The 22,836-nt window shown below is 73.1% G+C and carries 20 protein-coding genes; 5 read left to right on the top strand and 15 right to left on the bottom strand.

The window, feature by feature from the left end; genetic code table 11:
• The 6 genes from AWW66_RS18895 to aspS form a co-directional block, all read right to left on the bottom strand.
• A partial coding sequence (locus AWW66_RS18895) for a replication-associated recombination protein A (protein WP_245648373.1) occupies nt 1-1,465 on the bottom strand: 1,465 nt, incomplete at its 3' end.
• 88 nt (nt 1,466-1,553) lie between these two features.
• Nucleotides 1,554-1,745: a hypothetical protein gene (locus AWW66_RS18890; protein ID WP_067368053.1), complete on the bottom strand. Its 192-nt coding sequence runs from the start codon at nt 1,743-1,745 to the stop codon at nt 1,554-1,556.
• A gap of 61 nt (nt 1,746-1,806) precedes the next feature.
• Complete coding sequence (locus AWW66_RS18885) at nt 1,807-3,132, bottom strand: MFS transporter (protein ID WP_067368051.1); 1,326 nt, start codon at nt 3,130-3,132, stop codon at nt 1,807-1,809.
• Nucleotides 3,129-3,710, bottom strand: coding sequence for a winged helix-turn-helix domain-containing protein (locus AWW66_RS18880; protein WP_067368048.1), 582 nt, complete (start codon nt 3,708-3,710; stop codon nt 3,129-3,131). The genes AWW66_RS18885 and AWW66_RS18880 overlap by 4 nt, the downstream gene beginning before the upstream one ends.
• Nucleotides 3,711-3,797: 87 nt before the next feature.
• Complete coding sequence (locus AWW66_RS18875) at nt 3,798-4,613, bottom strand: SDR family oxidoreductase (protein ID WP_067368045.1); 816 nt, start codon at nt 4,611-4,613, stop codon at nt 3,798-3,800.
• Between the two features lie 85 nt (nt 4,614-4,698).
• Nucleotides 4,699-6,519 (bottom strand): aspartate--tRNA ligase, encoded by a 1,821-nt coding sequence (gene aspS, locus AWW66_RS18870; RefSeq protein ID WP_067368041.1) that lies wholly within the window; start codon nt 6,517-6,519, stop codon nt 4,699-4,701.
• 205 nt (nt 6,520-6,724) lie between these two features.
• On the opposite strand from aspS, the gene AWW66_RS18865 reads away from it, so the two are divergent.
• Nucleotides 6,725-7,399 (top strand): DUF998 domain-containing protein, encoded by a 675-nt coding sequence (locus AWW66_RS18865; RefSeq protein ID WP_083978619.1) that lies wholly within the window; start codon nt 6,725-6,727, stop codon nt 7,397-7,399.
• A gap of 109 nt (nt 7,400-7,508) precedes the next feature.
• On the opposite strand, the gene AWW66_RS18860 is transcribed toward AWW66_RS18865, so the two are convergent.
• A complete protein-coding gene (locus AWW66_RS18860; RefSeq protein ID WP_067368032.1) occupies nt 7,509-8,558 on the bottom strand; it encodes a S1 family peptidase in 1,050 nt (349 codons plus the stop codon).
• Nucleotides 8,559-8,813: 255 nt separating this feature from the next.
• On the opposite strand from AWW66_RS18860, the gene AWW66_RS18855 reads away from it, so the two are divergent.
• Nucleotides 8,814-9,656: an SGNH/GDSL hydrolase family protein gene (locus AWW66_RS18855; RefSeq protein ID WP_067368030.1), complete on the top strand. Its 843-nt coding sequence runs from the start codon at nt 8,814-8,816 to the stop codon at nt 9,654-9,656.
• Nucleotides 9,657-9,714: 58 nt separating this feature from the next.
• On the opposite strand, the gene AWW66_RS18850 is transcribed toward AWW66_RS18855, so the two are convergent.
• The gene (locus tag AWW66_RS18850) at nt 9,715-10,191 is read right to left on the bottom strand and encodes a winged helix-turn-helix transcriptional regulator (protein ID WP_067368027.1); all 477 of its coding nucleotides are present in this window, start codon (nt 10,189-10,191) and stop codon (nt 9,715-9,717) included.
• Nucleotides 10,192-10,246: 55 nt separating this feature from the next.
• On the opposite strand from AWW66_RS18850, the gene AWW66_RS18845 reads away from it, so the two are divergent.
• Nucleotides 10,247-10,765: a PaaI family thioesterase gene (locus AWW66_RS18845; RefSeq protein WP_067368024.1), complete on the top strand. Its 519-nt coding sequence runs from the start codon at nt 10,247-10,249 to the stop codon at nt 10,763-10,765.
• 171 nt (nt 10,766-10,936) lie between these two features.
• Here the strand turns inward: AWW66_RS18845 and AWW66_RS18840 are convergent, their stop codons facing one another.
• From AWW66_RS18840 to AWW66_RS18830, 3 genes are all read right to left on the bottom strand, one after another.
• Complete coding sequence (locus tag AWW66_RS18840; protein ID WP_067368022.1) at nt 10,937-11,872, bottom strand: acyl-ACP desaturase; 936 nt, start codon at nt 11,870-11,872, stop codon at nt 10,937-10,939.
• A gap of 70 nt (nt 11,873-11,942) precedes the next feature.
• A complete protein-coding gene (gene hisS, locus AWW66_RS18835; RefSeq protein WP_067368019.1) occupies nt 11,943-13,271 on the bottom strand; it encodes a histidine--tRNA ligase in 1,329 nt (442 codons plus the stop codon).
• Nucleotides 13,272-13,379: 108 nt separating this feature from the next.
• Nucleotides 13,380-14,099 (bottom strand): MBL fold metallo-hydrolase, encoded by a 720-nt coding sequence (locus AWW66_RS18830; protein WP_067368017.1) that lies wholly within the window; start codon nt 14,097-14,099, stop codon nt 13,380-13,382.
• 250 nt (nt 14,100-14,349) lie between these two features.
• Between AWW66_RS18830 and AWW66_RS18825 the strand changes: the two genes are divergently transcribed.
• Together AWW66_RS18825 and AWW66_RS18820 are read left to right on the top strand one after the other, a co-directional pair.
• Nucleotides 14,350-15,216 (top strand): peptidylprolyl isomerase, encoded by an 867-nt coding sequence (locus AWW66_RS18825; protein ID WP_067368014.1) that lies wholly within the window; start codon nt 14,350-14,352, stop codon nt 15,214-15,216.
• A 63-nt stretch (nt 15,217-15,279) separates the two neighbouring features.
• The gene (locus AWW66_RS18820; protein ID WP_067368010.1) at nt 15,280-16,110 is read left to right on the top strand and encodes a peptidylprolyl isomerase; all 831 of its coding nucleotides are present in this window, start codon (nt 15,280-15,282) and stop codon (nt 16,108-16,110) included.
• A 133-nt stretch (nt 16,111-16,243) separates the two neighbouring features.
• Here the strand turns inward: AWW66_RS18820 and AWW66_RS18815 are convergent, their stop codons facing one another.
• The 4 genes from AWW66_RS18815 to secD all read right to left on the bottom strand — a co-directional run bounded on the left by AWW66_RS18815 (nt 16,244) and on the right by secD (nt 22,688).
• Nucleotides 16,244-18,754: a RelA/SpoT family protein gene (locus AWW66_RS18815; protein ID WP_067368006.1), complete on the bottom strand. Its 2,511-nt coding sequence runs from the start codon at nt 18,752-18,754 to the stop codon at nt 16,244-16,246.
• A gap of 203 nt (nt 18,755-18,957) precedes the next feature.
• Nucleotides 18,958-19,521, bottom strand: a complete 564-nt coding sequence (locus tag AWW66_RS18810) for an adenine phosphoribosyltransferase (protein ID WP_067368005.1) — start codon at nt 19,519-19,521, stop codon at nt 18,958-18,960.
• Between the two features lie 104 nt (nt 19,522-19,625).
• Nucleotides 19,626-20,807, bottom strand: a complete 1,182-nt coding sequence (secF, locus tag AWW66_RS18805; RefSeq protein WP_067367997.1) for a protein translocase subunit SecF — start codon at nt 20,805-20,807, stop codon at nt 19,626-19,628.
• Between the two features lie 3 nt (nt 20,808-20,810).
• On the bottom strand, nt 20,811-22,688 hold the full coding sequence (secD, locus tag AWW66_RS18800; RefSeq protein ID WP_211271996.1) for a protein translocase subunit SecD: 1,878 nt from the start codon (nt 22,686-22,688) through the stop codon (nt 20,811-20,813).
• Nucleotides 22,689-22,836 lie beyond the last annotated feature (148 nt).

The raw sequence follows: 22,836 nt of genomic DNA, 5'->3' as shown, positions 1-22,836 counted from the left end.
TGCCGCCCTCATGCGTCGCCTCGGCGACCACCGCCCTCGACGGACGGCCGTTCCCCCCCGTGGCGACGCCGTCCGTGCGGGACACCGGGGCCGGCAGGCCCCGGACGATCCGCCGCAGCACCGGCAGTCGGGCCGCGACCGATCGTTCCGCCCCGTGTCCGCTCGGACGGTAGTAGTCGGTACCGACAAGATCGTCGGGTGCGTACTGCTGGGTGACCACGCCCCGCTGGTCGTCGTGCGGATAGCGGTACCCGATGCCGTGGCCGAGCCCCCGGGCGCCCGCGTAGTGCGCGTCCCGCAGGCCACGCGGCACCGGACCGCCCCGGCCCGCCCGGACGTCGGCGAGCGCCGCGCCGATGGCGGTGGTGGCCGAGTTCGACTTCGGCGCGGTGGCCAGATGGATCACCGCCTGGGCGAGGGTCAACTGGACCTCCGGCAGGCCGACGTACTCCACGGCGTGCGCGGCGGCGGTGGCCACGCTCAGCGCGGCGGGGTCCGCCATCCCGACGTCCTCACTGGCGAAGATCACCAGCCGGCGGGCGATGAACCGGGCGTCCTCCCCGGCGACCAGCATCCGGGCCAGCCAGTGCAGGGCGGCGTCCACGTCCGACCCGCGCATGCTCTTGATGAAGGCGCTGGTGACGTCGTAGTGGGCGTCCCCGGCCCGGTCGTAGCGCACCGCCGCGGTGTCCACCGCCTGCTCGGCGGTGGCCAGGTCGATCCGGCCGGTGCCGAGGGCCGTGGCGGAGGCCGCCGCCGCCTCCAGCGCGGTCAGCGCCTTGCGGACGTCCCCACCGGCCAGCCGGACCAGGTGCTCCTCGGCCTCGGTCTCCAGGGTGAGGGCCCCGGCCAGGCCGCGCTCGTCGGCGACCGCGCGGCGCAGCAGGCCGCGCACGGCGGCGTCGTCCAGCGCCTGGAGGGTGAGCAGGACGCAGCGCGACAGCAGCGGCGAGATGACCGAGAAGTACGGGTTCTCCGTGGTCGCGGCGAGCAGGGTCACCGTCCGGTCCTCGACGGCGGCGAGCAGCGAGTCCTGCTGGGTCTTGCTGAACCGGTGCACCTCGTCGATGAAGAGCACGGTCGGCGGGCCACCGGAGCGGCGCTGCCGCCGGGCGGTGTCGATCACCGCGCGGACGTCCTTCACCCCGGCGGACAGCGCCGACATCGCCACGAACCGGCGGTCGGTGGCCCGCGCCACCAGGTGCGCGATGGTGGTCTTGCCGCTGCCCGGCGGCCCCCAGAGGATCACCGACAGCGGAGCGGCCCCCTCGACCAGTTGCCGCAGCGGCGCGCCGGGGGCGAGCAGGTGCTCCTGCCCGACCAGTTCGTCGATGGTCGCCGGTCGCATCCGGACCGGCAGCGGCGCGTCCGCGCCCACGGAGGTGAAACCGTCGCCGCCGGACCCGGCCGGATCGCGGTGCGTCGCGGCGGGCTCACCGAGTGGGAACAGGGCGTCGGACTCCATCGGATGAACAGTACCGGGCCGGATCCGCATCGCCCGAAGCGCGGCGCGGACCCGACCCGGCAGCGATCATTTCCAGTCAGCAGCGAGCCTAGCGACGGCCTCGACGCCACCCGCCGCCCCGGACGCCGCTGCCGACGCCGCCCAGGTGGAGCGCGATCAGGAGCAACCCGATGAGTACGAGCGTGTTCCAGTTGAACAGGTCCGGCGCGCCGAAGTTGTTGTTCAGCAGGTCGATCAGGAGCGCGAACCCGAAAACGATGGCCGCGATGATGGCGAGCATGTCGGTCCTCCGGTGGGGGTTACCAGTGGGTCGCGCAGGATGTACCCGTTCGGTCTGATCGTCAATCTCCACGGTGGATCGGACTGGCCCCGGAGGGCGGGCTGGACGCCCCGACCCGCGCCTGCCCTGCCGCCGGGGGCGGGACGGCGCGACGACCGGCCCGCCACGCCGGCACGTAGAGCGGGGCGGCGACGGCCAGGACCACCGCGCCGACGATCAGCGCGGTGCTGACGCTCGTCGCGTCGGCGAGCGCGGTGAGGGTGATCCCACCGAGCGCCGCCGCCGGCTGGGCGGCCATCGAGTTCAGCGAGAGGACGCTGGTCCGGTACGGCCCGTCGACCTGCCGGTGCAGCAGGCCGGCGTGCAGCGGGTTGGCCGCGCCGTGCACCGTGTAGCAGGCGAGGTAGGCGACCAGCAGGCCGACCGGGCCGGCGAGCAGGCCCATCCCGACCACGGTCACCCCCTGGGCGATCCGCAGCAGCGCGGCCCCGGCGGCGGCGCCCGGCCAGCGCAGCAGCAGCGGGGTCAGCGCCGCCCCGGCGGCCGAGGCGAGCCAGGCCGCCGAACTGGCCGGCCCGAGCAGCGCCGCCGCCCGGTCGGGGTCGCCGACCACCTCGGCGAGCCGGACCGGCAGCAGGGACTCGTAGGTGACGATGCCGAAGCCCCAGCACAGCTCGACCGCGACCAGCGCCGCCAGCACCCGGGAGCGGCGCAGCAGGCCGAACGCCCGCCCGACCATCCGGGGCGCCTGCCCGAGCGAGGCGCGCAGCGCGCCGGCCCCCCGGGACGGCCGGGCCTCGACCAGCAGCCCGAGCAGCGCGGCCAGCGCCACCGTCTGCAGCAGCGCCGCCGCCAGCACCGGCACGGTGAGGGCGCTGACCGGACCGACCGGGCCGAGCGCCACCAGCGCGCCGCCGAGCAGCGCGCCGCCGCCGATCGCCACCCCCACGGTGGTACCGGCCAGACCGAGGCCGCGTTCGTACCCGGCCCGGGGATCGGCGGCGAGGGTGGCCTCGACGTACCAGGACTCCAGGGGGCCGCTGTCCAGCGCCCGGAACAGCCCTTGCAGGCAGAAGACCAGGGCGAACAGCAGGGGGGTGTCGGCCACCACGAGCAGCAGCAGCGCGGCCAGCCCGACCGCCCAGGCGGCGACGAGGACCGGGCGGCTGCCGAGGGCGTCGGCGAGCCCGCCGGTGGGCAGCTCCAGGACCAGCACCACCAGCCCCTGGGCGCTGAACACCAGGCCGATCTGGGTCAGGGTGAGGCCCCGCTCCTGCATCAGCAGGACCGTCACCGGGATGAGCAGTCCGGTGGGCAGCCACCGCAGGGCGTACAGGGCGAGGAACCGGTGCCGGACCTGGCCGACGCCCAGTCCGGCGGGGCTCACCGGCGCACCCCGACCTTCGGGAAGGCGGCGAGGAAGTACGCCACCGGCAGGGCGTCGGGTTCGTCGGACGGGGTCTCGGCACGGTACCGCTCCAGGACCGCCCACAGCTCGGCGTGCAGGGCGTCGAGGCGCTGCGGGGAGATGCGCAGCAGCGCGTCGGAGATCCCGGCGGCGTCCCGCCACGTCTGGTCGTACCCGGCCTGCACGGCCCGCCAGCCGTCGGCCCGTTCGGCGAGGATCCGGAGCTGCTCGCCCTGCATCCACTCGGCGGCGGCACGGGCGTCCGGATCGTCGTCGTACGCGGTGGCCTGCCAACTGCTGTACTCGTGCGCCGCCCGCCACCAGCGCTGCCGCCCGACGGCCCGGTCCGGGTCCTCGACCACCAGCCCGACCTCGGCGAGCTGGCGCAGGTGGTAGCTGGTGGCCCCGGTGTTGGTGTCGAGCAGTTCGGCGAGCCGGGTGGCGGTCGCCGAGCCCGCCTCGCGCAGCGCGCCGAGCAGCCGGACCCGCAGCGGGTGGGCCAGGATCCGGATCTGCCGGCTGGTCAGTCGCACCGGGTCCGGCTCGGGAGTCGTCATGCGATGCACAATACCTGTGCACAGATTTTATGCACAATTGTTTTGCATCCCGTGGACGACGTGGCCCGTGATCTCCGGGTCAGGGGCTCAGCCGGCGAGCACGTCCTCGACCGCGCGCAGCCGGGTCCGCAGGTCGGTGGCGGCCCGGGTGCTGTCCAGGCGTACCTCGGTGGGGCGGGACGGGCCGGCGGCGGCGCTGGTGGTGGTCGTCAGCCCGGCCGGGTCGAGGCCGTACCGGCGGGCCACCAGCAGCCCCAACTCGGCCCGGCTGACCGCCTGCGGACCGGCCACGTTCAGCGGGCCGGCGTGGTCGGTGCCGGTGAGTTCCAGGACCGCCCCGGCCAGGTCACCCACCTCGACCGGGCAGCGGATCTCGTCGGTGAACAGGGCGAACGCGCCAGCGAGGGCGTCGCGGCAGAGCCGGATCGCCGGGCTGTCCGCGTCGCCGAGGATGAGCGAGGTCCGTACCAGCACCGCGCCCGGGTCGGCGGCCCGCACGGCGGTCTCCGCCGCCGCCTTCGCCGCGCCGTACGGGAAGACGGGGGTGGGCGGGTCGTCGTCGGCGTACGGCTCGGGACGCCCGGCGTGCAGCGCGTCGCTGGACAGGTGCACCAGCCGGGCGCCGACCTCGGCGCAGGCGAGCGCCACGTGCGCCGCCCCGTCGGCGGTGACCGCCCAGTCCGCGTACCGGTAGGGGGTGCTGACCACCGCGTCCGGGCGCACCCGGGTGACCAGCCGGCGCACCGCGGCCCGATCCGTCACGTCCAGCCGGTACGCCTCGACCCCCGGCACCCCGACGGTGCCCGAGTGGTACGTGGCCGTCACCGCGACGCCCGCCGCCACCGCCCGGCGGCACACCGCGTGCCCGAGCTGCCCGCTACCCCCGACGACCAGCAGCCGCATCCGCCCGGCGCTCCCCTCTCGGTCCGGTGGTCACCGGGTGCGCGGCGCAGCGGCGCGCACCCGGGACCCTCGACGGGACAGCCGGTCAGGTGGGGTCGGCCACCGGGGCGGCCGGGCCGGCGGTGCCGGTGTGCGCGGCGGCCGGGGGCTTGGGCTTGGCGTCGATGCCGGCCTCCAGGCGCTGCTGGGCGGTGATCGGCGTCGGCGCGCCGGTCAGCGGGTCGAAACCGCCCCGGGTCTTCGGGAAGGCGATCACCTCACGGATCGAGTCCGCCCCGGCGAGCAGCATGCAGACCCGGTCCCAGCCGAAGGCGATGCCGCCGTGTGGCGGCGGGCCGTACTTGAACGCCTCCAGCAGGAAGCCGAACTTGTCCTGCGCCTCCTCGGGGGTGATGCCGAGCAGCGCGAAGACCCGCCGCTGCACGTCGCCCCGGTGGATACGGATCGATCCGCCGCCGATCTCGTTGCCGTTGCAGACGATGTCGTACGCGTACGCCAGGGCGCGGTCCGGGGCCTGCTCGAACCGGTCCACCCACTCGGCGTTCGGCGAGGTGAACGGGTGGTGCACCGCCGTCCAGCCCCCCGCTCGGCCGTTCTCCTCGGAGGCCGGCTCGAACATCGGCGCGTCGACCACCCAGCAGAACGCCCAGGCGCTCTCGTCGATGAGGTTCGACCGCTTGGCGATCTCGATCCGGGCCGCGCCCAGCAGCTCCTGCGCCTCCCGGGTGTCGGCGTTGGCGGCGAAGAAGATCGCGTCGCCGGGCTTCGCGCCGACCGCGTCGGCCAGCCCCGCCAGGTGCTCCTCGGAGAGGTTCTTCGCCACCGGACCGCGCGGGGCGCCGGTCTCCGCGTCGAGCACCACGTACGCCAGGCCCTTCGCGCCGCGCGCCTTGGCCCAGTCCTGCCAGCCGTCCAGCTCCTTGCGGGTCTGCGCGGCGCCGCCGGGCATCACCACCGCGCCGACGTAGCCGCCCGCGTCGATCGCGGCGGCGAAGACCCGGAACGCGGTGCCGCGCAGGTACTCGGTCAGCTCGACCAGCTCGACGCCGTAGCGCAGGTCCGGCTTGTCCGAGCCGTACCGGGCCATCGCGTCGTGCCAGGTGATCCGCGGGATCGGGCGGGGGATCTCGTATCCGGCCAGGTCGGACCAGAGCGCGGCGACGATCGCCTCACCCAGGTCGATCACGTCGTCCTCGGTGACGAAGGACATCTCGATGTCGAGCTGGGTGAACTCCGGCTGCCGGTCGGCGCGGAAGTCCTCGTCCCGGTAGCAGCGGGCGATCTGGTAGTACCGCTCCATCCCGCCGACCATCAGCAGCTGCTTGAACAGCTGCGGCGACTGCGGCAGGGCGTACCAGCTCCCGGGCTGGAGCCGGACCGGGACCAGGAAGTCGCGGGCACCCTCCGGGGTGGAGCGGGTCAGCGTCGGGGTCTCGATCTCCAGGAAGTCCCGCTCGTGCAGCACCCCCCGGGCGAGCTGGTTGGCCCGCGAGCGCAGCCGCATCGCCCGCGCCGGGCCGCCCCGGCGCAGGTCCAGGTAGCGGTACTTGAGCCGGACGTCGTCGCCGGCCTCGACCTGGTCGTCCACCGGCAGCGGCAACGGGGCCGCCTCGGAGAGCACCTCCAGCTCGCTGGCGGTCACCTCGATCTCGCCGGTGGGCAGCTCCGGGTTCTCGTTGCCCTCGGGGCGGCGGGTCACCTCACCGACGACCCGTACGCAGAACTCGTTGCGCAGCGCGTGGGCGTCCTCCTCGCGGAACACCACCTGGACGATGCCGGTGCCGTCGCGCAGATCGACGAAGATGACACCGCCGTGGTCGCGCCGGCGGGCCACCCACCCGGCGAGCGTCACCGTCGTGCCGGCGTCGGTCGCGCGCAGGCTGCCGGCGTCATGGGTACGGATCACGGCTTGCGTCTCCTCACGTGTAACGGCTGCCCCCGCATTCTGTCAGCACCCCCCGCCCCCCACCCGAACCGGGCTGTAAGGAAGGGCCCCCTCTTAACGCTTCCGGTAGAGGAAGGGCCCCCTGTTAACACCTGCGCCGGTGACACCGCGCCGGCAGCGCCGCCGGCAACGCCGTCGGCGGCGGGTCAGCGCGTACGGTGCTCGGATGCGAGTCGTACCCGGATGGGCGCTGGCCTCCGCCGTGGCGGCGCCGATCCTTTTGGTCGGCGGCTGGACCCTCGGCGCGGCCCGCCAGCCCGGCGGGTTCGACCAGATCAGCGGGACGATCAGCGCGCTCGCCGCCGTCGGCGCGGCGGACCGGTGGATCATGACGCTCGGCCTGGCCGGTCTCGGGCTGTGTCACTGCGTGACCGCCGCCGGGTTGCGTCCCCTCGCCCCCGCCGGCCGGGCGCTGCTCGCCCTCGGCGGGGTGGCCACCCTGGCGGTGGCGGCGTTCCCGCTGCCGGCCGGCGGCGGGGGTTCGCTGCCGCACACGCTCGCCGCGGCGGTGGCCTTCGGCGCGCTGGCGCTCTGGCCGGCCCTCGCGCCACCGCGCGCGGGGCCGGCGAGAGAGCAGGCAGGACCAACCACGGGGTACGCGGGGCCGACGACGGGGTACGCGGGCCCGGCCACGAAGCGCGCGGGGCCGAGCACGGGGCACCTGGGGCGGCGGGCGGCCTGGGTGGCGGTGGCGGTCGGGTTGCTGCTGCCGGTGGCCTGGTTCGTGGTCGAGATGGCCGCCGGGGGCGCACGGGTCGGTCTGGCCGAGCGGGTGGCGGCCGGGGCGGAGGCGTTCGCGCCTCTGCTGGTGGTCGCCGGGCTGCGCGGCCGGGGCGGTTAACAGGGGCCCCTTCCTCTACCGAAAGCGTTAAGAGGGGGCCCTTCCTTGCACCGGAACGGCGGGCGGGCCGCCGGATCGCTCCGACGGCCCGCTCGACGGGGAGGGTCGATCAGAAGACGCTGACCCCGTAGGCGCTGAGCGCCTCGGTGACCGGCTGGAAGAAGGTGGTGCCGCCGGTGGTGCAGTTGCCGCTGCCGCCGGAGGTGAGGCCCAGGGCGGTGGTGCCGCTGAACAGCGAGCCGCCGCTGTCACCCGGCTGGGCGCAGACGTTGGTACGGATCATGCCGGTGACCGTGCCCTCGGCGTAGTTCACGGTGGCGTTCAGGCCGGTCACCGAGCCGCTGCGCAGCCCGGTGGTGCTGCCGGAGCGCTGCACCGACTGGCCGACGAAGGCGTTGCCGGCGGCGGTGATGTCCCGGAAGGTGCCGTTGTAGAGGGACACGTTGCCGGCGGCGTTGGCGGAGTTGTTGTGCCGCACGATGCCGTAGTCGTTGCCCGGGAAGCTGGTGCCGGTCCGGGTGCCGAGCAGGCTGGTCTGGCCGGAGTTGGAGTACCAGCTCGACGAGATGTTGGTGCAGTGCCCGGCGGTCAGGAAGTAGTAGGTGCTGCCGCTGCGGACGTTGAAGCCCAGCGAGCAGCGCCCACCGCCACCGGCGTAGATGGCCTGGCCACCGGAGATCGTGGTGCTCAGCACGCCGGGCGTGGACTCGACGCGGACCGCGCCGTTGCTCTTCGCGGCGGCGGCCTTGACCCGCTCCAGCTTGGCGCCGGTCACGGTGCTGTCCACGGAGACGACGACCTGGTTGGTGGCCGGGTCGGTCCACCAGGCGGTGCCGGGGATCCGCGCGGAGCGGTCCAGCTCGGCGGTGGCCCGGGCGAGCTCGGCCGCGCCGCGCTTGACCAGCTTGGGGGTGGCGCCGTTGGCGGTGACCTGGCGGGCTGCGGCGGCGTCGGTCACGGTGACGACCATCTTGCCGGTGCCGTCGGCGTACGTGCCGGCGGAGCGGTCGCCGAGCCGCTCGGCGAGACCCGCGGCGGCGTCGGGCGAGGCGACGGCGGGTGCGGCCTGGGCGGGCGCGCCGATCAGCGAGCCGGCGACCAGGGTTCCGGCCACGACGACGGTGGCGGCGCGGCGGAGCGAGGACCTTGTGGGTCGCATGAACGAACCTCCGGAAGGGAGTAACGGACACACCGGGGACGACGTGTCCGGACGGGACAGAACCGGCTGATCTGGGGAAATCAACCGCGTCCCGGTGAAGTATTCACATATTGAAGATCGTCAGCAAGAGCTAGATCCATATCATTCCTCCCCTCCCCCCACGACGCACTCGATCCGAAACATTGTGGACACAGAAGGTTGTCAATACGATCTGGTCACCGTCGCACATCCGGCAACCGCGATCCGGAGGCCACCATGACCCTCGCCCGCCGCGCGCTGGCCGTCGCCACCGCCTGCGCCGCCCTCGTCACCGCAGCGACCCTGCCCGCCAGCCCCGCCGCCGCAGCCGCCGCCGACCCGCCGCCCACCTCGATGGTCAGCCTCGGAGACTCGATCACCCGGGGTTTCAACGCCTGCGGCTGGTACGTGGACTGCACCGCCCGCTCGTTCAGCACCGGCGACTACGCCAGCGTGAACAGCCACTACCTGCGCATCCGGGCGGCCGAGCCGGCCATCGCCGGGCGCAACCACAACGCCGCCCGGACCGGGGCGAAGTCCGCCGACCTGCCCGGCCAGGCCGCCACGGCGGTCAGCCAGGGCGCCGGGTACGTCACGGTGCTGATCGGCGCGAACGACGCGTGCACCGGGTCGGAGTCGACGATGACCACGGTCGCCACCTTCCGGAGCAACATCGACACGGCGCTGAACCGGCTCAAGTCCGGCCTGCCCACCGCCCGGGTCCTGGTGGTCAGCATCCCGGACGTGCACCGGCTCTGGACGGTCGGCAAGGACAGCGGCAGCGCCCGGACCGCCTGGTCGCTCTTCGGCATCTGCCAGTCCCTGCTGGCCAACCCGACCTCCACCAGCCAGGCCGACACCGACCGCCGCAACCGGGTACGCCAGCGGGTGGTCGACTACAACACGCAGCTCGCCCAGGCCTGCACGGCGTACGGGGCGAACTGCCGGTTCGACGGCAACGCCGTGTTCCGGTACCCGTTCGCCCTCGGACAGCTCTCCACCTGGGACTACTTCCACCCCAACACCAGCGGTCAGCAGGTGCTGGCCACCGTCTCGTACGGGGCCGGCTTCGGCTGGTGACCGACGCGGCCCGGACCCCGCCGCCGGGGTCCGGGCCGCCGCCGGCCGCACGACGACGTCAGGCGGTCCGGCGGCGGGCGCCGGGGCCGGGGCGGGGCAGCACCTCCCGGGCGGCACCCACCTCGTGTCCCCGCTCGCACCGCAGCCCGACCAGGATCTCGCCGCCGCAGTCGCGGTGCTCGACACGCAGCGGGGAGCCGTCCGGGTCGGCGAGGTGGCGATTGCCCCAGCCGAGCACCGCGACCAGGACCGGCCAGAGTTCGAGGCCCATCTCGGTCAGCCGGTACTCGTGCCGCACCCGGCTGCCCGGCTCCTGGTACGGCTCGCGGCGCAGCAGCCCCTGCTCGACCAGCTTCGCGAGCCGGTTGGTCAGCACCTGCCGGGGGACGCCGGTACGGACCCGCATGTCGTCGAAGCGACGGACCCCGGTGAACACCTCACGGAGCACCACCAGGGTCCACCGCTCACCGATGATCTCCATCGCCCGCGCGATGGTGCAGTTCTCCACCGACCAGTCCCACGCCTCCGGCTTCATCAGCCCAGGCTAGGTCTGATTGACAGACTCAGCAACGCCCTGCCAGGCTGAGTCCATGACACAGACTCAGAGCCCGGCCCGCAGCCGTACCTTCTCCTGGGCCGACCCGGCCGACAACGTCCGCCACCTGGGCCGACGCGACGGTCTGGAGCTGCTCCGGGCGATGATCGCCGGTGAGCTGGCCGCGCCGCCGGTGGTGCACCTGATCGACATGAGCCGGATGACGGCCGACGAGGGCCGGGTGACGGTCGAGCTGGTGCCGCAGGAGTTCCACTACAACCCGCTCGGCACCGTCCACGGCGGGGTCCTGTCCACCCTGCTCGACACCGCCGCGGCCTGTGCGGTGCACACCACCCTGCCGGCCGGCGTCGGCTACACCTCGCTGGACCTGAACGTGAAGTTCCTCCGGCCGGTCACCGTCGCCTCGGGCACCCTGCGCTGCGAGGGGACGGTGCTGCAACGGGGCCGCCGCACCGCCCTCGCCGAGGCCCGGCTCACCGACGCCGACGGCCGGCTGATCGCGCACGCCACGTCGAGCTGCCTGCTCTTCCCGCTCGACCAGCCCACCTCGTGACCAACCGCCCGGCCGACGCCGCACCCGCGCGACCGGACCCGCCGACGCCGGGCGAGGCGACGCGGACGTCGCCGGTTCGGGCGGCGGCCGGGCCATCGCCGGCCGGGCGGCGGCCGGGCCGCCGTCGGCCGGCTCGGGCCAGGCGGGCGCCGGGCGGTGACGTGGTCGTCGTCAGCCGACGCGGGCCAGGCGGGCGCGGCGAGCGTCGCGCTTCTCCTCGAAGCGGGCCGCCGCCGTCTCCAGGTCCGCCAGGTGCTGGCCGATCCGCTCCTGGGCGGCCTGACCCTCGGCGTCCAGCCCGGTGACGTTGAAGACGTCCCACTGGCGCAGCACCGGCGCCACCACCTCGTCGCGGTGCTGACGCAGGTCGTAGATCCCGGCCAGGGCGATCTGCACCGACTTGCGGGCGAAGCCATCGATGCCGACGCCCGGCATCTCGAAGTTGGTGATCACCTCGGCCACCGCCCGCATGGTCTGGCTCGGCGCGACCTCGAACGCGGCGGCGAGCAGGTTGCGGTAGAAGACCATGTGCAGGTTCTCGTCCGCGGCGATGCGGGCCAGCAGGGCGTCGCAGACCGCGTCGCCGGTGGCCTTGCCGGTGTTGCGGTGGGAGATGCGGGTGGCCAGCTCCTGGAACGACACGTACGCCAGCGAGTTGAGCATGTGGTGGTCGTGGGCGTTGGTGTACCCGTGCGACATGTGCACCATCCGGGCCCGCTCCAGCTCCACCGGGTCCACCGCCCGGGTGACGGTCAGGTAGTCCCGGATCGCCGTGCCGTGCCGCCCCTCCTCCGCCGTCCAGCGGTGCACCCAGGTGCCCCAGGCGCCGTCCCGGCCGAACAGGGTGGCGATCTGGTGGTGGTACGAGGGCAGGTTGTCCTCGGTGAGCAGGTTGACGATCAGCGCGGTCCGGGCCACGTCCGGCAGCGTCGAGTCGGCCTCGGTCCACGCCTCGCCACCGAGCGGGCCGTCGAAGGTCCGCCCCTCGCTCCACGGCACGTACTCGTGCGGGAACCACTCCTTGGCCATGCTCAGGTGACGGTTCAGGTTGCTCTCCACCACGGGCTCGAGTTCGTGGAGGAGTGCGGTCTGGCTCAGATCGGTCACGAGGATCTCCCTACGGTGGCGTAACTTACGCCACCGTAGGTCCATCCGGGCGTACGCGCCAGTAACCGGCTCAGGAGACCAGGGGCCGCAGGTCGGCGCGGGATGGCGTCCACTCCCCGGCCGCCGCGACCACCTGCTCACCGGAGCGGATGTCCTTCACCTCGTCCGCCGCGCCCTCCGCGCCGGGGAACCAGACGTACGGGATGCCCCGCCGCTCGGCGTAGCGGATCTGCTTGCCGAACTTCGCCGCGCTCGGCGACACCTCGGTCGGCACCCCCCGGCGGCGCAGCGCGTCGGCCACCCGGTTGCTCGCCGTCCGCTGCTCCTCGGTGGTCACCGCGACCAGCACGCAGGTCGGCACCGACCGGGACACCGACAGCTCACCGGCGCCGAAGAGCAGCCCGAGCAGCCGGGTCACCCCGATCGAGATGCCCACCCCCGGGTACGACACCGCGCCCGCGCTGGCCAGGTTGTCGTACCGGCCGCCGGAGCAGATCGAGCCGAACCGCTCGTACCCGGCGAGCTGGGTCTCGTACACCGTGCCGGTGTAGTAGTCCAGGCCCCGCGCGATGCGCAGGTCGGCGACGCAGAGGCCGGGCGCGTGCGCGGCGGCCGTCTCCACCACCGCGACCAGCTCGGCGATCCCCTCCTCCAGCAGCGGGTCGGTCACCCCGAGGGCGCGCACCGCGTCGGCGAAGGAGGCGTCCGGCGCGGAGATCTCCGCCAGCGACAGGCACGCCTTGGCCTGCGCCTCGCTCGCCCCGGCGGTCTGGGCCAGCAGCTCGGCCACCTTCGCCGGGCCGATCTTGTCCAGCTTGTCGACCGCGCGCAGCGCCGCCTCCGGGTCGGTCAGCCCGATGCCCCGGTAGAAGCCCTCGCAGATCTTGCGGTTGTTCACCTGGATGGTCACCGGCGGGATCGGCAGCGACCGCAGCGCGTCCCCGATCACCAGCGGCATCTCCGCCTCGTGGTGCGCGGCGAGGGTGTCCCGGTCGACGATGTCGATGTCGGCCTGGACGAACTCCCGGTACCGCCCCTCCTGCGGGCGCTCGCCCCGCCACACCTTCTGGATCTGGTACCGGCGGAACGGGAACTGGAGCTTGCCGGCGTTCTCCAGCACGTACCGGGCGAACGGCACGGTCAGGTCGAAGTGCAGCCCGAGGCTGTCCTCCCCGGCCGCCGCGCCCGGCTCGTCGTGCAGCCGCCGGATCACGTAGACCTCCTTGGAGGTCTCCCCCTTGCGCAGGAGCTGGTCGAGGGGCTCCACCGCGCGGGTCTCCAGCGGGGCGAAGCCGTACAGCTCGAAGGTGGCGCGGATCCGGTCGAGCACGAACTGCTCGATCATCCGCTGCGACGGCGTCCACTCCGGGAAGCCGGAGATGGGCGTGGGCTTGCTCATGACGCTCCGTTCACGCGCCCCACGCGCCGCGCGCGGGGCAGGGTCGGTGCGGCCGTCACCGGCCGGGGGAAGAGGGTGGGCCCGGCCGGCACCGGCCGGACCGGGTCGTCACAGGCCGCGGGCGGGCGCGGCCGGTCGGCCACCGCCGGAGCGCGCCACCTCGACGAGGTACGGGTTGCCGGCGCGCTCGCGGCCGATCGTGGTCGCGGGCCCGTGGCCGGGCAGCACGACGGTGTCGTCGGCCAGCGGGAGGATCTTCTCCCGGAGGCTGGTGAGCATCGCCGGCATGCTGCCGCCGGGCAGGTCGGTGCGGCCGATCGAGCCGGCGAAGAGCACGTCGCCGGAGAGGCAGAGCTGCTCGGCCTCCCACGTCGAGCCGGTGGCCGGCAGCCGGAACAGCACCGACCCGCCGGTATGGCCCGGGGCGTGGTCGACGGTGATCTCCAGCCCGGCCAGGCTGAGCGTGCCGCCGTCGGTCAGCTCGGCGACGTCCTCCGGCTCGGTGTACGGCAGCCGCCCGCCGAACAGCGCGGAGAGGTCCGCGGAGAGGCCCTTGGCGGGGTCGGCGAGCATCTCCCGGTCGCCGGGGTGCACGTACGCGGTGATCCCCCGCGCGCCGCAGACCGGCGCGACCGAGAAGGTGTGGTCGAGGTGGCCGTGGGTGAGCAGCACCGCGGCCGGGTGCAGCCGGTGCTCGGCCAGCACGGCGTCGAGCCGGTCGAGGACGCCGATGCCCGGGTCGACCACCACGCACTGCTCCCCCGGGCCGGCGGCCACCACGTAGCAGTTGGTGCCGAAGGCTTCCGCGGGAACGCTGGCCACGAGCACGTCCGCTCCCCTTCCGTCAGGTTGTCCTCCGGTGAGCAGCCTAACCGTCGGCACACCGGATCACCCGGCCCGCCCACCGCCGCGCCGGCCGACGGAACCGGGCACACCGGCACCGGAACCGACCTCGTACACCACATTCCCAGCAGTTACCCGTACACTCTGGCGGGCGTGTGGCGTGGCGCACGGTGACACCCGACGGGGCGCGCCCGTCGTCCGTCGCGACCACCAGGGTAGAGGAAGGGGAGCGCGAGTGGCTTCCAGCAGGGACCGGCAGCGCAAACTCGCGCGGGCCAAGCTCGACCGTCAGCAGGCCCGACGCGCCGCCGCCACGAAACGCCGGCGGCAGATCCAGGCCGCGGTGGGCGCCGCCGTGGTGGTGCTGCTGATCGTCGTCGGTTCGGCCTGGGCGCTGGGCGCCTTCGAGTCCGACCCGGAGGAGACGACCGCCGCCAACGACGAGGTCTGCGCCTGGACGCCGCAGGACGGCGGCGGCAACAGCAGCCTCAAGGACGTCGGCACCCCGACCACCGTCGGCCTGCCGACCGAGGGCACCCGGCCGATGACGGTCACCACGAACCAGGGCGCGATCACCGCCGAGCTCGACCTGGCCCTCGCGCCGTGCGGCGCGGCGAGCATCGAGCACCTGGCCGGCCGGGCCTTCTACGACAACACCACCTGCCACGAGATCACCGCCGAGGGCGCGCTGCGCTGCGGCGACCCCAGCGGTACCGGCCTCGGCGGGCCGACCTACTCGTTCTCCGACGAGAACGTCCCGACCCCGGCGCCCGACCCGTCGGCCAGCCCCGCCCCGGAGCGGGAGCCGGCGTACCCGAAGGGCACGGTAGCGATGGTCGGCAGCGCGCCCGGCGTGAACGGCAGCCAGTTCCTGATCTTCTTCAAGGACTTCGACCCGGCCGAGCCGGCGTACCCGGTCGTCGGCCGGGTCACCGAGGGGCTGGACGTGGTGGAGAAGATCGGTGCCCTGCCGACCGTGGACAATGGCAACGGGGACAAGGTCAAGCCGGAGACCGACGTGGTGATCCAGACCCTCACCGTCGGTGCGTCGGCGAACGCGCCGGCACCGACCGAACCGGCGCCGAGCCCGAGCGCCGGCTGACCCGCTCCCCGCCCACCGACCAGCGGCACCGACCGCGCCCGAGCAGTCCAGGAGGATCCAGGCGTGACGTCCACCAGAGATCGGCAGCGCGTGGCGGCGCGGGCCCGACTCGAGCGGGAGATGGCCGAGCGCTCGGCCAAGGCCCGCAAGCGCCGCCAGATTCAGGCCATCGTCGGCGCCTCGGCGGCCCTGCTGCTCGTGGTCGCCGGGACCGTCTGGCTGGCCAGCAGCCTCGGCGACGACGAGCAGCAGCAGACCGCCGGGCCGGCCGCCGGCCACTCCCAGTGCTACTACACCGAGGTCCCCGCCGAGCAGCGGTCCCCGCAGACCAAGGACGTCGGGCTCCCGGCGACGGAGCAGCCCAACACCGGCAGCCAGACCCTGACCATCACCACCAACCTGGGTCCGATCACCGCCAAGGTCGACCGCTCCGCGGTCCCCTGCACCGCGGGCAGCTTCACGCACCTGGCGGGCAAGGACTTCTTCGACAACAGCAAGTGCCACCGGCTGGTCACCGAGGGCATCAAGGTGTTGCAGTGCGGTGACCCGAGCGCCACCGGCAAGGGCTGGCGGGACACCGACGGCACCGGCGGCCCGAGCTACCGGCTGGCCGAGGAGAACCTGCCCACCGACAAGCGTCCGCCGTACCCGGAGGGCGTCATCGCGATGGCCAACTCGGGGCAGCCGACGAGCACCGGCAGCCAGTTCTTCATCGTCTACGGCGACTCGCCGCTGGACCCGAACTACACCGTGCTGGGCACCATCACCGGCGGCATGGACCTGGTCAAGGAGATCGCCGAGGCCGGCGACGACGGGGCGTTCGCCCAGCAGGCCGGGGGTGGCCACCCGAAGAAGGAGGTCGTCATCACCGACCTCACGATGACCGACGCCTGACCGCCGGTCCCGTACCACCCAGCAGCGCCCGTCGGCCGAGCCGGCGGGCGCTGTCGGTGTTCCCGGCGGGGGCGAAAGGTCGGGGACGCGCACCCGCCCGACGCCGTCGGGACGGCGCCGGGCGGTGGGCGGGTCAGGAGTTCGAGGTGACCCGGTACGCGTCGAAGACCCCGTCGACCTTGCGCACCGCGGCGAGCAGGTGCCCGAGGTGCTTCGGGTCGGCCATCTCGAAGCTGAACCGGCTCACCGCCACCCGGTCACGGGTGGTGGTGACCGTGGCGGAGAGGATGTTGACCCGCTCCTCGGAGAGCACCCGGGTCACGTCGGCCAGCAGCTTGTGCCGGTCGAGGGCCTCCACCTGGATGGCGACCAGGAACGTGGAGGCGGAGGTGAGCTTCCAGGTCACCTCGACGACCCGTTCCTCCTGCGCCCTGAGGTCCTCGGCGTTGGCGCAGTCGTCCCGGTGCACGCTCACCCCGCCGGAGCGGGTGACGAAGCCGAAGACGGTGTCCGGTGGCACCGGGGTGCAGCAGCGGGCCAGCTTGATCCAGACGTCGCTGACGCCCCGGACGACCACGCCCGGGTCGTGGCTGGAGGCCCGGCTGCGCGGCGGGCGGGTGGCGACGGCGGTCTCGGCGATGTCCTCGACCGCGCCCTCCTCGCCGCCGTAGGTGGCCATCAGCTTCTGCACCACGGACTGGGCGGAGACCTGGCTGTCGCCGACCGCCGCGTACAGCGAGGCCACGTCGGCCAGGTGCAGGTCCCGGGCGATCGCCATCAGGTTGTCGGAGGTGAGCATCCGCTGCAACGGCATGCCCTGCTTGCGCATCGCCTTGACGATCGCGTCCTTGCCGGCCTCGATCGCCTCCTCGCGCCGCTCCTTGTTGAAGTACTGGCGGATCTTGGTGCGGGCCCGGGGGCTCTTGACGAAGCCGAGCCAGTCCTGCGTCGGGCCGGCGGTGTCGGACTTCGAGGTGAAGATCTCGATCACGTCGCCGTTGGACAGCGTCGACTCCAGCGGCACCAGCTTGCCGTTGACCCGCGCCCCGATGCACTTGTGCCCGACCTCGGTGTGCACCGCGTACGCGAAGTCCACCGGCGTCGACCCGGTCGGCAGCGGGATGACGTCCCCCTTGGGGGTGAAGACGTACACCTCCTGGCTGGACAGGTCGAAGCGCAGCGCGTCGAGGAACTCGCTCGGGTCGGCCGCCTCCCGCTGCCAGTCCAGCAGTTGCCGCAGCCAGGTCATCTCGTCGATGTGCGCCGGCGGGCCGACGATCTGGGTGCCCTTGTGCTCCTTGTACTTCCAGTGCGCGGCGATGCCGAACTCGGCGGTACGGTGCATCGCGTACGTGCGGATCTGCATCTCCACCGGCTTGCCGGTGGGCCCGATGACCGTCGTGTGCAACGACTGGTACATGTTGAACTTGGGCATCGCGATGTAGTCCTTGAACCGGCCCGGCACCGGCTGCCAGTTGGCGTGGATGACCCCCAGCGCCGCGTAGCAGTCCCGCACCGTGTCGACCAGGATCCGCACCCCGACCAGGTCGTAGATGTCGTTGAAGTCCCGCCCCCGCACGATCATCTTCTGGTAGATCGAGTACAGGTGCTTCGGCCGGCCGGTCACCTCAGCCTTGATCTTGGCGGACTTGAGGTCCGTGCCGACCTTCTGGGTCACCTGCTTGAGCAGCGCCTCCCGCTGCGGCTGGTGCTCCCCGATCAGCCGGAGGATCTCCTCGTACCGCTTCGGGAAGAGGGTGCCGAAGGCCAGGTCCTCCAGCTCCCACTTGATCGTGTTCATGCCCAGGCGGTGGGCGAGCGGGGCGAGGATCTCCAGCGTCTCCTTCGCCTTCTGCTCCCGCTTCGGCACGGGCAGGAAGGAGAGGGTCCGCATGTTGTGCAGCCGGTCGGCCAGCTTGATCACCAGGACCCGGGGGTCCTTGGCCATCGCCACGACCATCTTGCGGATGGTCTCCGCCTTGGCCGCGTCGCCCAGCTTGACCTTGTCGAGCTTGGTCACCCCGTCGACCAGCAGCGCCACCTCGCCGCCGAAGTCCGCCCGCATCTGGTCGAGGACGTACTCGGTGTCCTCGATCGTGTCGTGCAGCAGCGCCGCGACCAGCGTGGTGGTGTCCATGCCCAGGGTGGCCAGGATGGTGGCGACCGCGAGCGGGTGGGTGATGTACGGGTCGCCGGACTTGCGGTACTGCCCCGAGTGCCAGCGGGCCGCCGTGTCGAAGGCCCGCTGGAGCAGCCGCGCGTCCGCCTTGGGGTGGTTTTCCCGGTGCAGCGCGATCAGCGGCTCCAGCACCTCGCTGACCTGCGAGGTCTGCCACGGGGCGTTGAACCGGGCGAGCCGGGCCCGGACCCGCCGGCCGGTCGGCGCGTTGGAGAGGCCGAACCCGGCACTCGGGGAGGGGTCCTCGTCGAGCGGGAAGGGCACCACGGCCCCGTCGGAGCCGGCGCCGGTGGACGCACCGGCCGCCCCGGGCATCACGCCGGGACGTCCGAGGTCGGCCGGCGCGGGTGCGCCGGGCCCCGTGGCCCGCTCCGGTGGGATGCCGTTCCGGTCGCTCACCGCGCCGTCCGCGTCGCCTGTGGGGTGCACCGTGCCCTCCGCCGGAGGGACGACATCGTGGGACACCGGCCTCCTCACCGATCGCCGGGATGAGCCGACCGCACGCCGGCCGGCCTGGTCTTCCACCGCCGGGCGAGCCGCCCGGCGGGCTGGTCTTCCACCACCGGGCGGCGCTCCGCCCGGTCAGCAAAGGGCAATGCTACCCGCACGCACGGTGCCCTGCCGCTCCGCCGGTCGTACCGGTTCCGGGTCGCCCCGGCGGCCGTGGGTCAAACGGTCAGCAGGGCATGGACCGGGCGCGGGGCGAGCCGCTCCCGGGCGCCGAGGAAGGCCAACTCCAGCAGCACGGTGAACCCGGCGACGGTGCCACCGGCCCGCTCGACCAGGCCGAGGGTCGCCTCGGCGGTCCCGCCCGTGGCGAGCACGTCGTCGACCACCAGCACCCGGTGCCCGGCGGTGAAGGCGTCCTCGTGCACCTCCAGGGTGGCCTCGCCGTACTCCAGCGCGTACGAGGCGGAGTAGGCCGGCCGGGGCAGCTTGCCGGCCTTGCGCACCGGCACCACGCCGACCCCCGTCGCGTACGCGATGGCGGCGGCGACCACGAAGCCGCGCGCCTCGATGCCGACCACGACGTCGAAGGACTCCCGGCCGTGGTACGCCACGATGCCGTCGATCACCTCACGGAACACCGCCCCGTCGGCGAAGAGCGGCATCAGGTCCTTGAACAGCACCCCGGGGCGGGGAAAGTCCGGTACGTCGAGCACCCGGCTGGCCACCAGCCGAGCGACCTGCGGGCCACTGTCACCGCGTACCACGCTGTGGGTCTCCGTCACGGCGTTCGCTCCCCTTCGACGACGACGGCGTCCTGCTCGCTGTAGCGCACAGCATGCAGGACGCCGTCGTACCGGTTGTCACCGGGTAGGCGGTCGGTGACCGGTCAGCGCCGTTTGGCACCGCCCGGCCGGTTTCCGCCGGGGCGACCGCTGCGGGCACCGGACGGCCGCTTGCCCGCCGGGCGGGCACCGACCTTCGGCGCGGCGCCGGCCAGCGCCGGGGTGCCGGCCTCGGTCTCCTCGCCGGCCGGCTCCTCGCTGCGCGCGCCGGACTTCGGGGCGACCTCGCCCTTGGCCACGGCGACCTGCCGGGACGCCACCCGCTTGTTGTGCGCCTGGATCCGCGGCTCCTGGTTCTTCAGGACCACCAGCAGCGAGGTGGCCAGCAGGATCGAGGTCAGGAAGGCCATCGCCATACCGACGAAGAGCACCAGGCCGAGGTCCTTCAGGGTGCCCGCGCCGAGCAGGCCGGCACCGATGAAGAGCAGACCACCGACCGGCAGCAGGGCGACCACGGAGGTGTTCAGCGACCGCATCAGGCTCTGGTTGATCGCCAGGTTGGTCGCCTCGCCGTAGTTCATGGTGTTGCTCGCGGTGATGCCTCTGACGTTCTCCTGGACCTTGTCGAAGATGACCACGACGTCGTACAACGCGAAGCCGAGGATCGTCAGGAAGCCGACCACCGTCGACGGGGTGACCTCGAAGCCGACCAGCGAGTAGACACCGGCGGTCAGGACCAGGTTCATCACCAGCGAGAAGACGGCCGCCGCCGCCATCCGCCACTCGAACCGCACGACCAGGTAGAGCGTCACCAGGGCGAGGAAGACCACCAGGCCGAGCAGCGCCCGCGAGGTGACCTGCTGGCCCCACGCCTGGCTGACCTGGTTGCCGCTGATCTGGTCGTTCGGCACCCCGAACTGCTCGGCCAGCTCCGCCCGGACCGCGTTGGACTGGTCGGTGGTGAGCTGCGAGGTCCGCATCTCGTAGTAGCTGCCGCTGGGCCCGCCGACCACCTGGGCGGTGACCAGCTCGGCCCCGTCGCCCTCGGTCGCCAGCGCCTCCTCGACGGTGCTCTCGGCCTGCTCCAGGGTGCCGACGCTGGCCGGGATCTGGAAGGAGTTGCCACCGGCGAACTCGATGCCCAGGCTGAACCCGCGCACCGCGATGCTGAGCACCGCGATCAGGACGAGTACGGCCGCCACCGAGAACCAGAGCTTGCGCCGGCCGATGACCTCGATCCCGGCCTCACCCCGGTAGAGCCGGGACGCGAGCGAATTCTTAGCCATTGCTCAGGCCTCCTTGACGCGCGGGTTGCGGGGCTTGGCCGGCTGCTCTTCCGCCCGGGGTGGCAGGGCCCGACCCAGACCGCTGACCCGCGGGGACAGGAACGCCTTCGTCCGGGCGAGCATCGCCATGATCGGATGACGGAACAGGAAGACCACCAGCAGGTCGATCACGGTGGCCATGCCGAGGGCGAAGGCGAAGCCCTTCACGGTGCCGACGGAGACGACGTAGAGCACCACGGCCGACATGATGGTGATCGCGTTGGCCGAGATGATCGTCCGGCGGGCCCGGACCCAGGCCCGGGGCACGGCGCTGCGGGGGCTGCGGCCCTCGCGGATCTCGTCCTTGAGTCGCTCGAAGTAGATGACGAAGGAGTCCGCCGCCACACCGAGCGAGACGATGATGCCGGCGATGCCAGCGAGGGTGAGGGTGAAGCCGATCTGGCGGCCCAGGAACACCAGCGCGCCGTAGAGCATGAGCGCCGACAGCACCAGGCTCAGGAAGATCACCGAGCCGAGCAGGCGGTAGTAGAAGAACGAGTAGATGACGACCAGCAGCATGCCGATACCGGCGGCGAGCAGACCGGCCCGCAGGTGGCTCTCGCCCAGGGTCGCGGTGACGTTCTGCTGCTCCTGCTCCTCGAAGGTGACCGGCAGCGCGCCGTAGCGCAGGTTACCGGCCAGCTCGCTGGCGGCGGCCTGGGTGAAGCTACCGGTGATCTGCGAGTCGCCGGTCAGCACGCCCTGGATCTCGGGCGAGGAGACGATGGTGTTGTCGAGGACGACGGCCACCCGGCACTTGCCGTCCTGGCCCAACGCGCTGGCCTCGCAGGCCCCGCCGGTGTTGTTGAACGCCTCGCGGGTCAGCTCGGTCCACTTGCGCTGGCCGTCGCTCTTGAAGTCGAGGCTGACCACCCACTGGCTGGTCTGGTCGAGCACCGCGGAGGCGTTCCCGACGTCGGTACCGAGCACCTTGGCCTGGTCGAGCAGGTACTTGATGCCGCCCTCACAGGCCACCGCCTGCTGGTTCTCGTCCTTGATCGACGCCGGCGGGCGCTCGTCGAGCTGGGCGCACCCGACCGTCGGCACGTTGAACTGGACCGGCACCGGCAGCACCGCCACCTCGCGGGCGCTGAGCGTGCCGAACGGCGCGAGCTTCTCGGCCAGCGAGGGGTCGGTGGTCAGGTCCGCCGGGGCCTGCAGGCCGTTGGCGGCCTGCCACGCCTCGGCGCCGACCTTCTCCTCCACCGCCTTGCGCTGCTCCTCGATGGTCTGCGGACCGGGGGCGACGCTGCCGCTCGGCGACGGCTCGGGGCTGGCCGAGGCGCTCGGCGTCGGGGTCGGGGCCATGCCGCCCTGACCGCCCGCCGAGGGCGTGGCGCTGGCCTGCGCCCCGGGGCTGGCCTCCACCTCGGGGCTGGCCGCCGGGCTGCCGGACGGGGTCGCGGTCGGCGACGGGACCGGGGCGGCGAGGGTGCCGCTGCCGTCGGTGGCCTTGAGCACCTTGCGGAAGCGCAGCTCGGCGGCGCTCCCCACGTCGCTCAGGTCCCGGTTCTCACCGGGCAGGGAGATGACGATGTTGCGGTCGCCCTCGGTGACCACCTCGGCCTCGGCCACGCCGAAGGCGTTGACCCGGTTCTCGATGATCTGACGGGCCTCTTCGAGGTTCTCCGCCGTCGGCGGTCGGCCGTCGACGGTGTTGGTCGCCTCCAGCGTCAGCCGGGTGCCGCCGACCAGGTCCAGGCCGAGCCGTGGCTCCAGCCGGTCCTTCCAGCCACCGCTGGCGCCGCCCGCGAAGAACACCAAAAGATAGAGGACGACGAAGATGATCCCGAGCACGGCGAGCTGCCGCCCGGGGCGCATCTGTCCCTGAGGTGGTGCCACGGCTGTCCTGTCTCCCTGTACGGTCGCGCGCCGGGTGCAACGGCGGCGGAACTCGGGCCGGTGGTCCCGGCGACGTCTGTGCCTGATCGGTGCCCCCACCGGCACGACACCCCCCGCGCCGCCGAGACGAGCGGCGGAGCGGGGGTGC

The sequence above is a fragment of the Micromonospora rosaria genome (genome assembly GCF_001567585.1).
GTDB classification, from domain to species: Bacteria; Actinomycetota; Actinomycetes; order Mycobacteriales; family Micromonosporaceae; genus Micromonospora; species Micromonospora rosaria.
The sequence above is the reverse complement of the archived record's forward strand: the minus strand, read 5'-3'. Positions and strand labels throughout refer to the sequence as shown.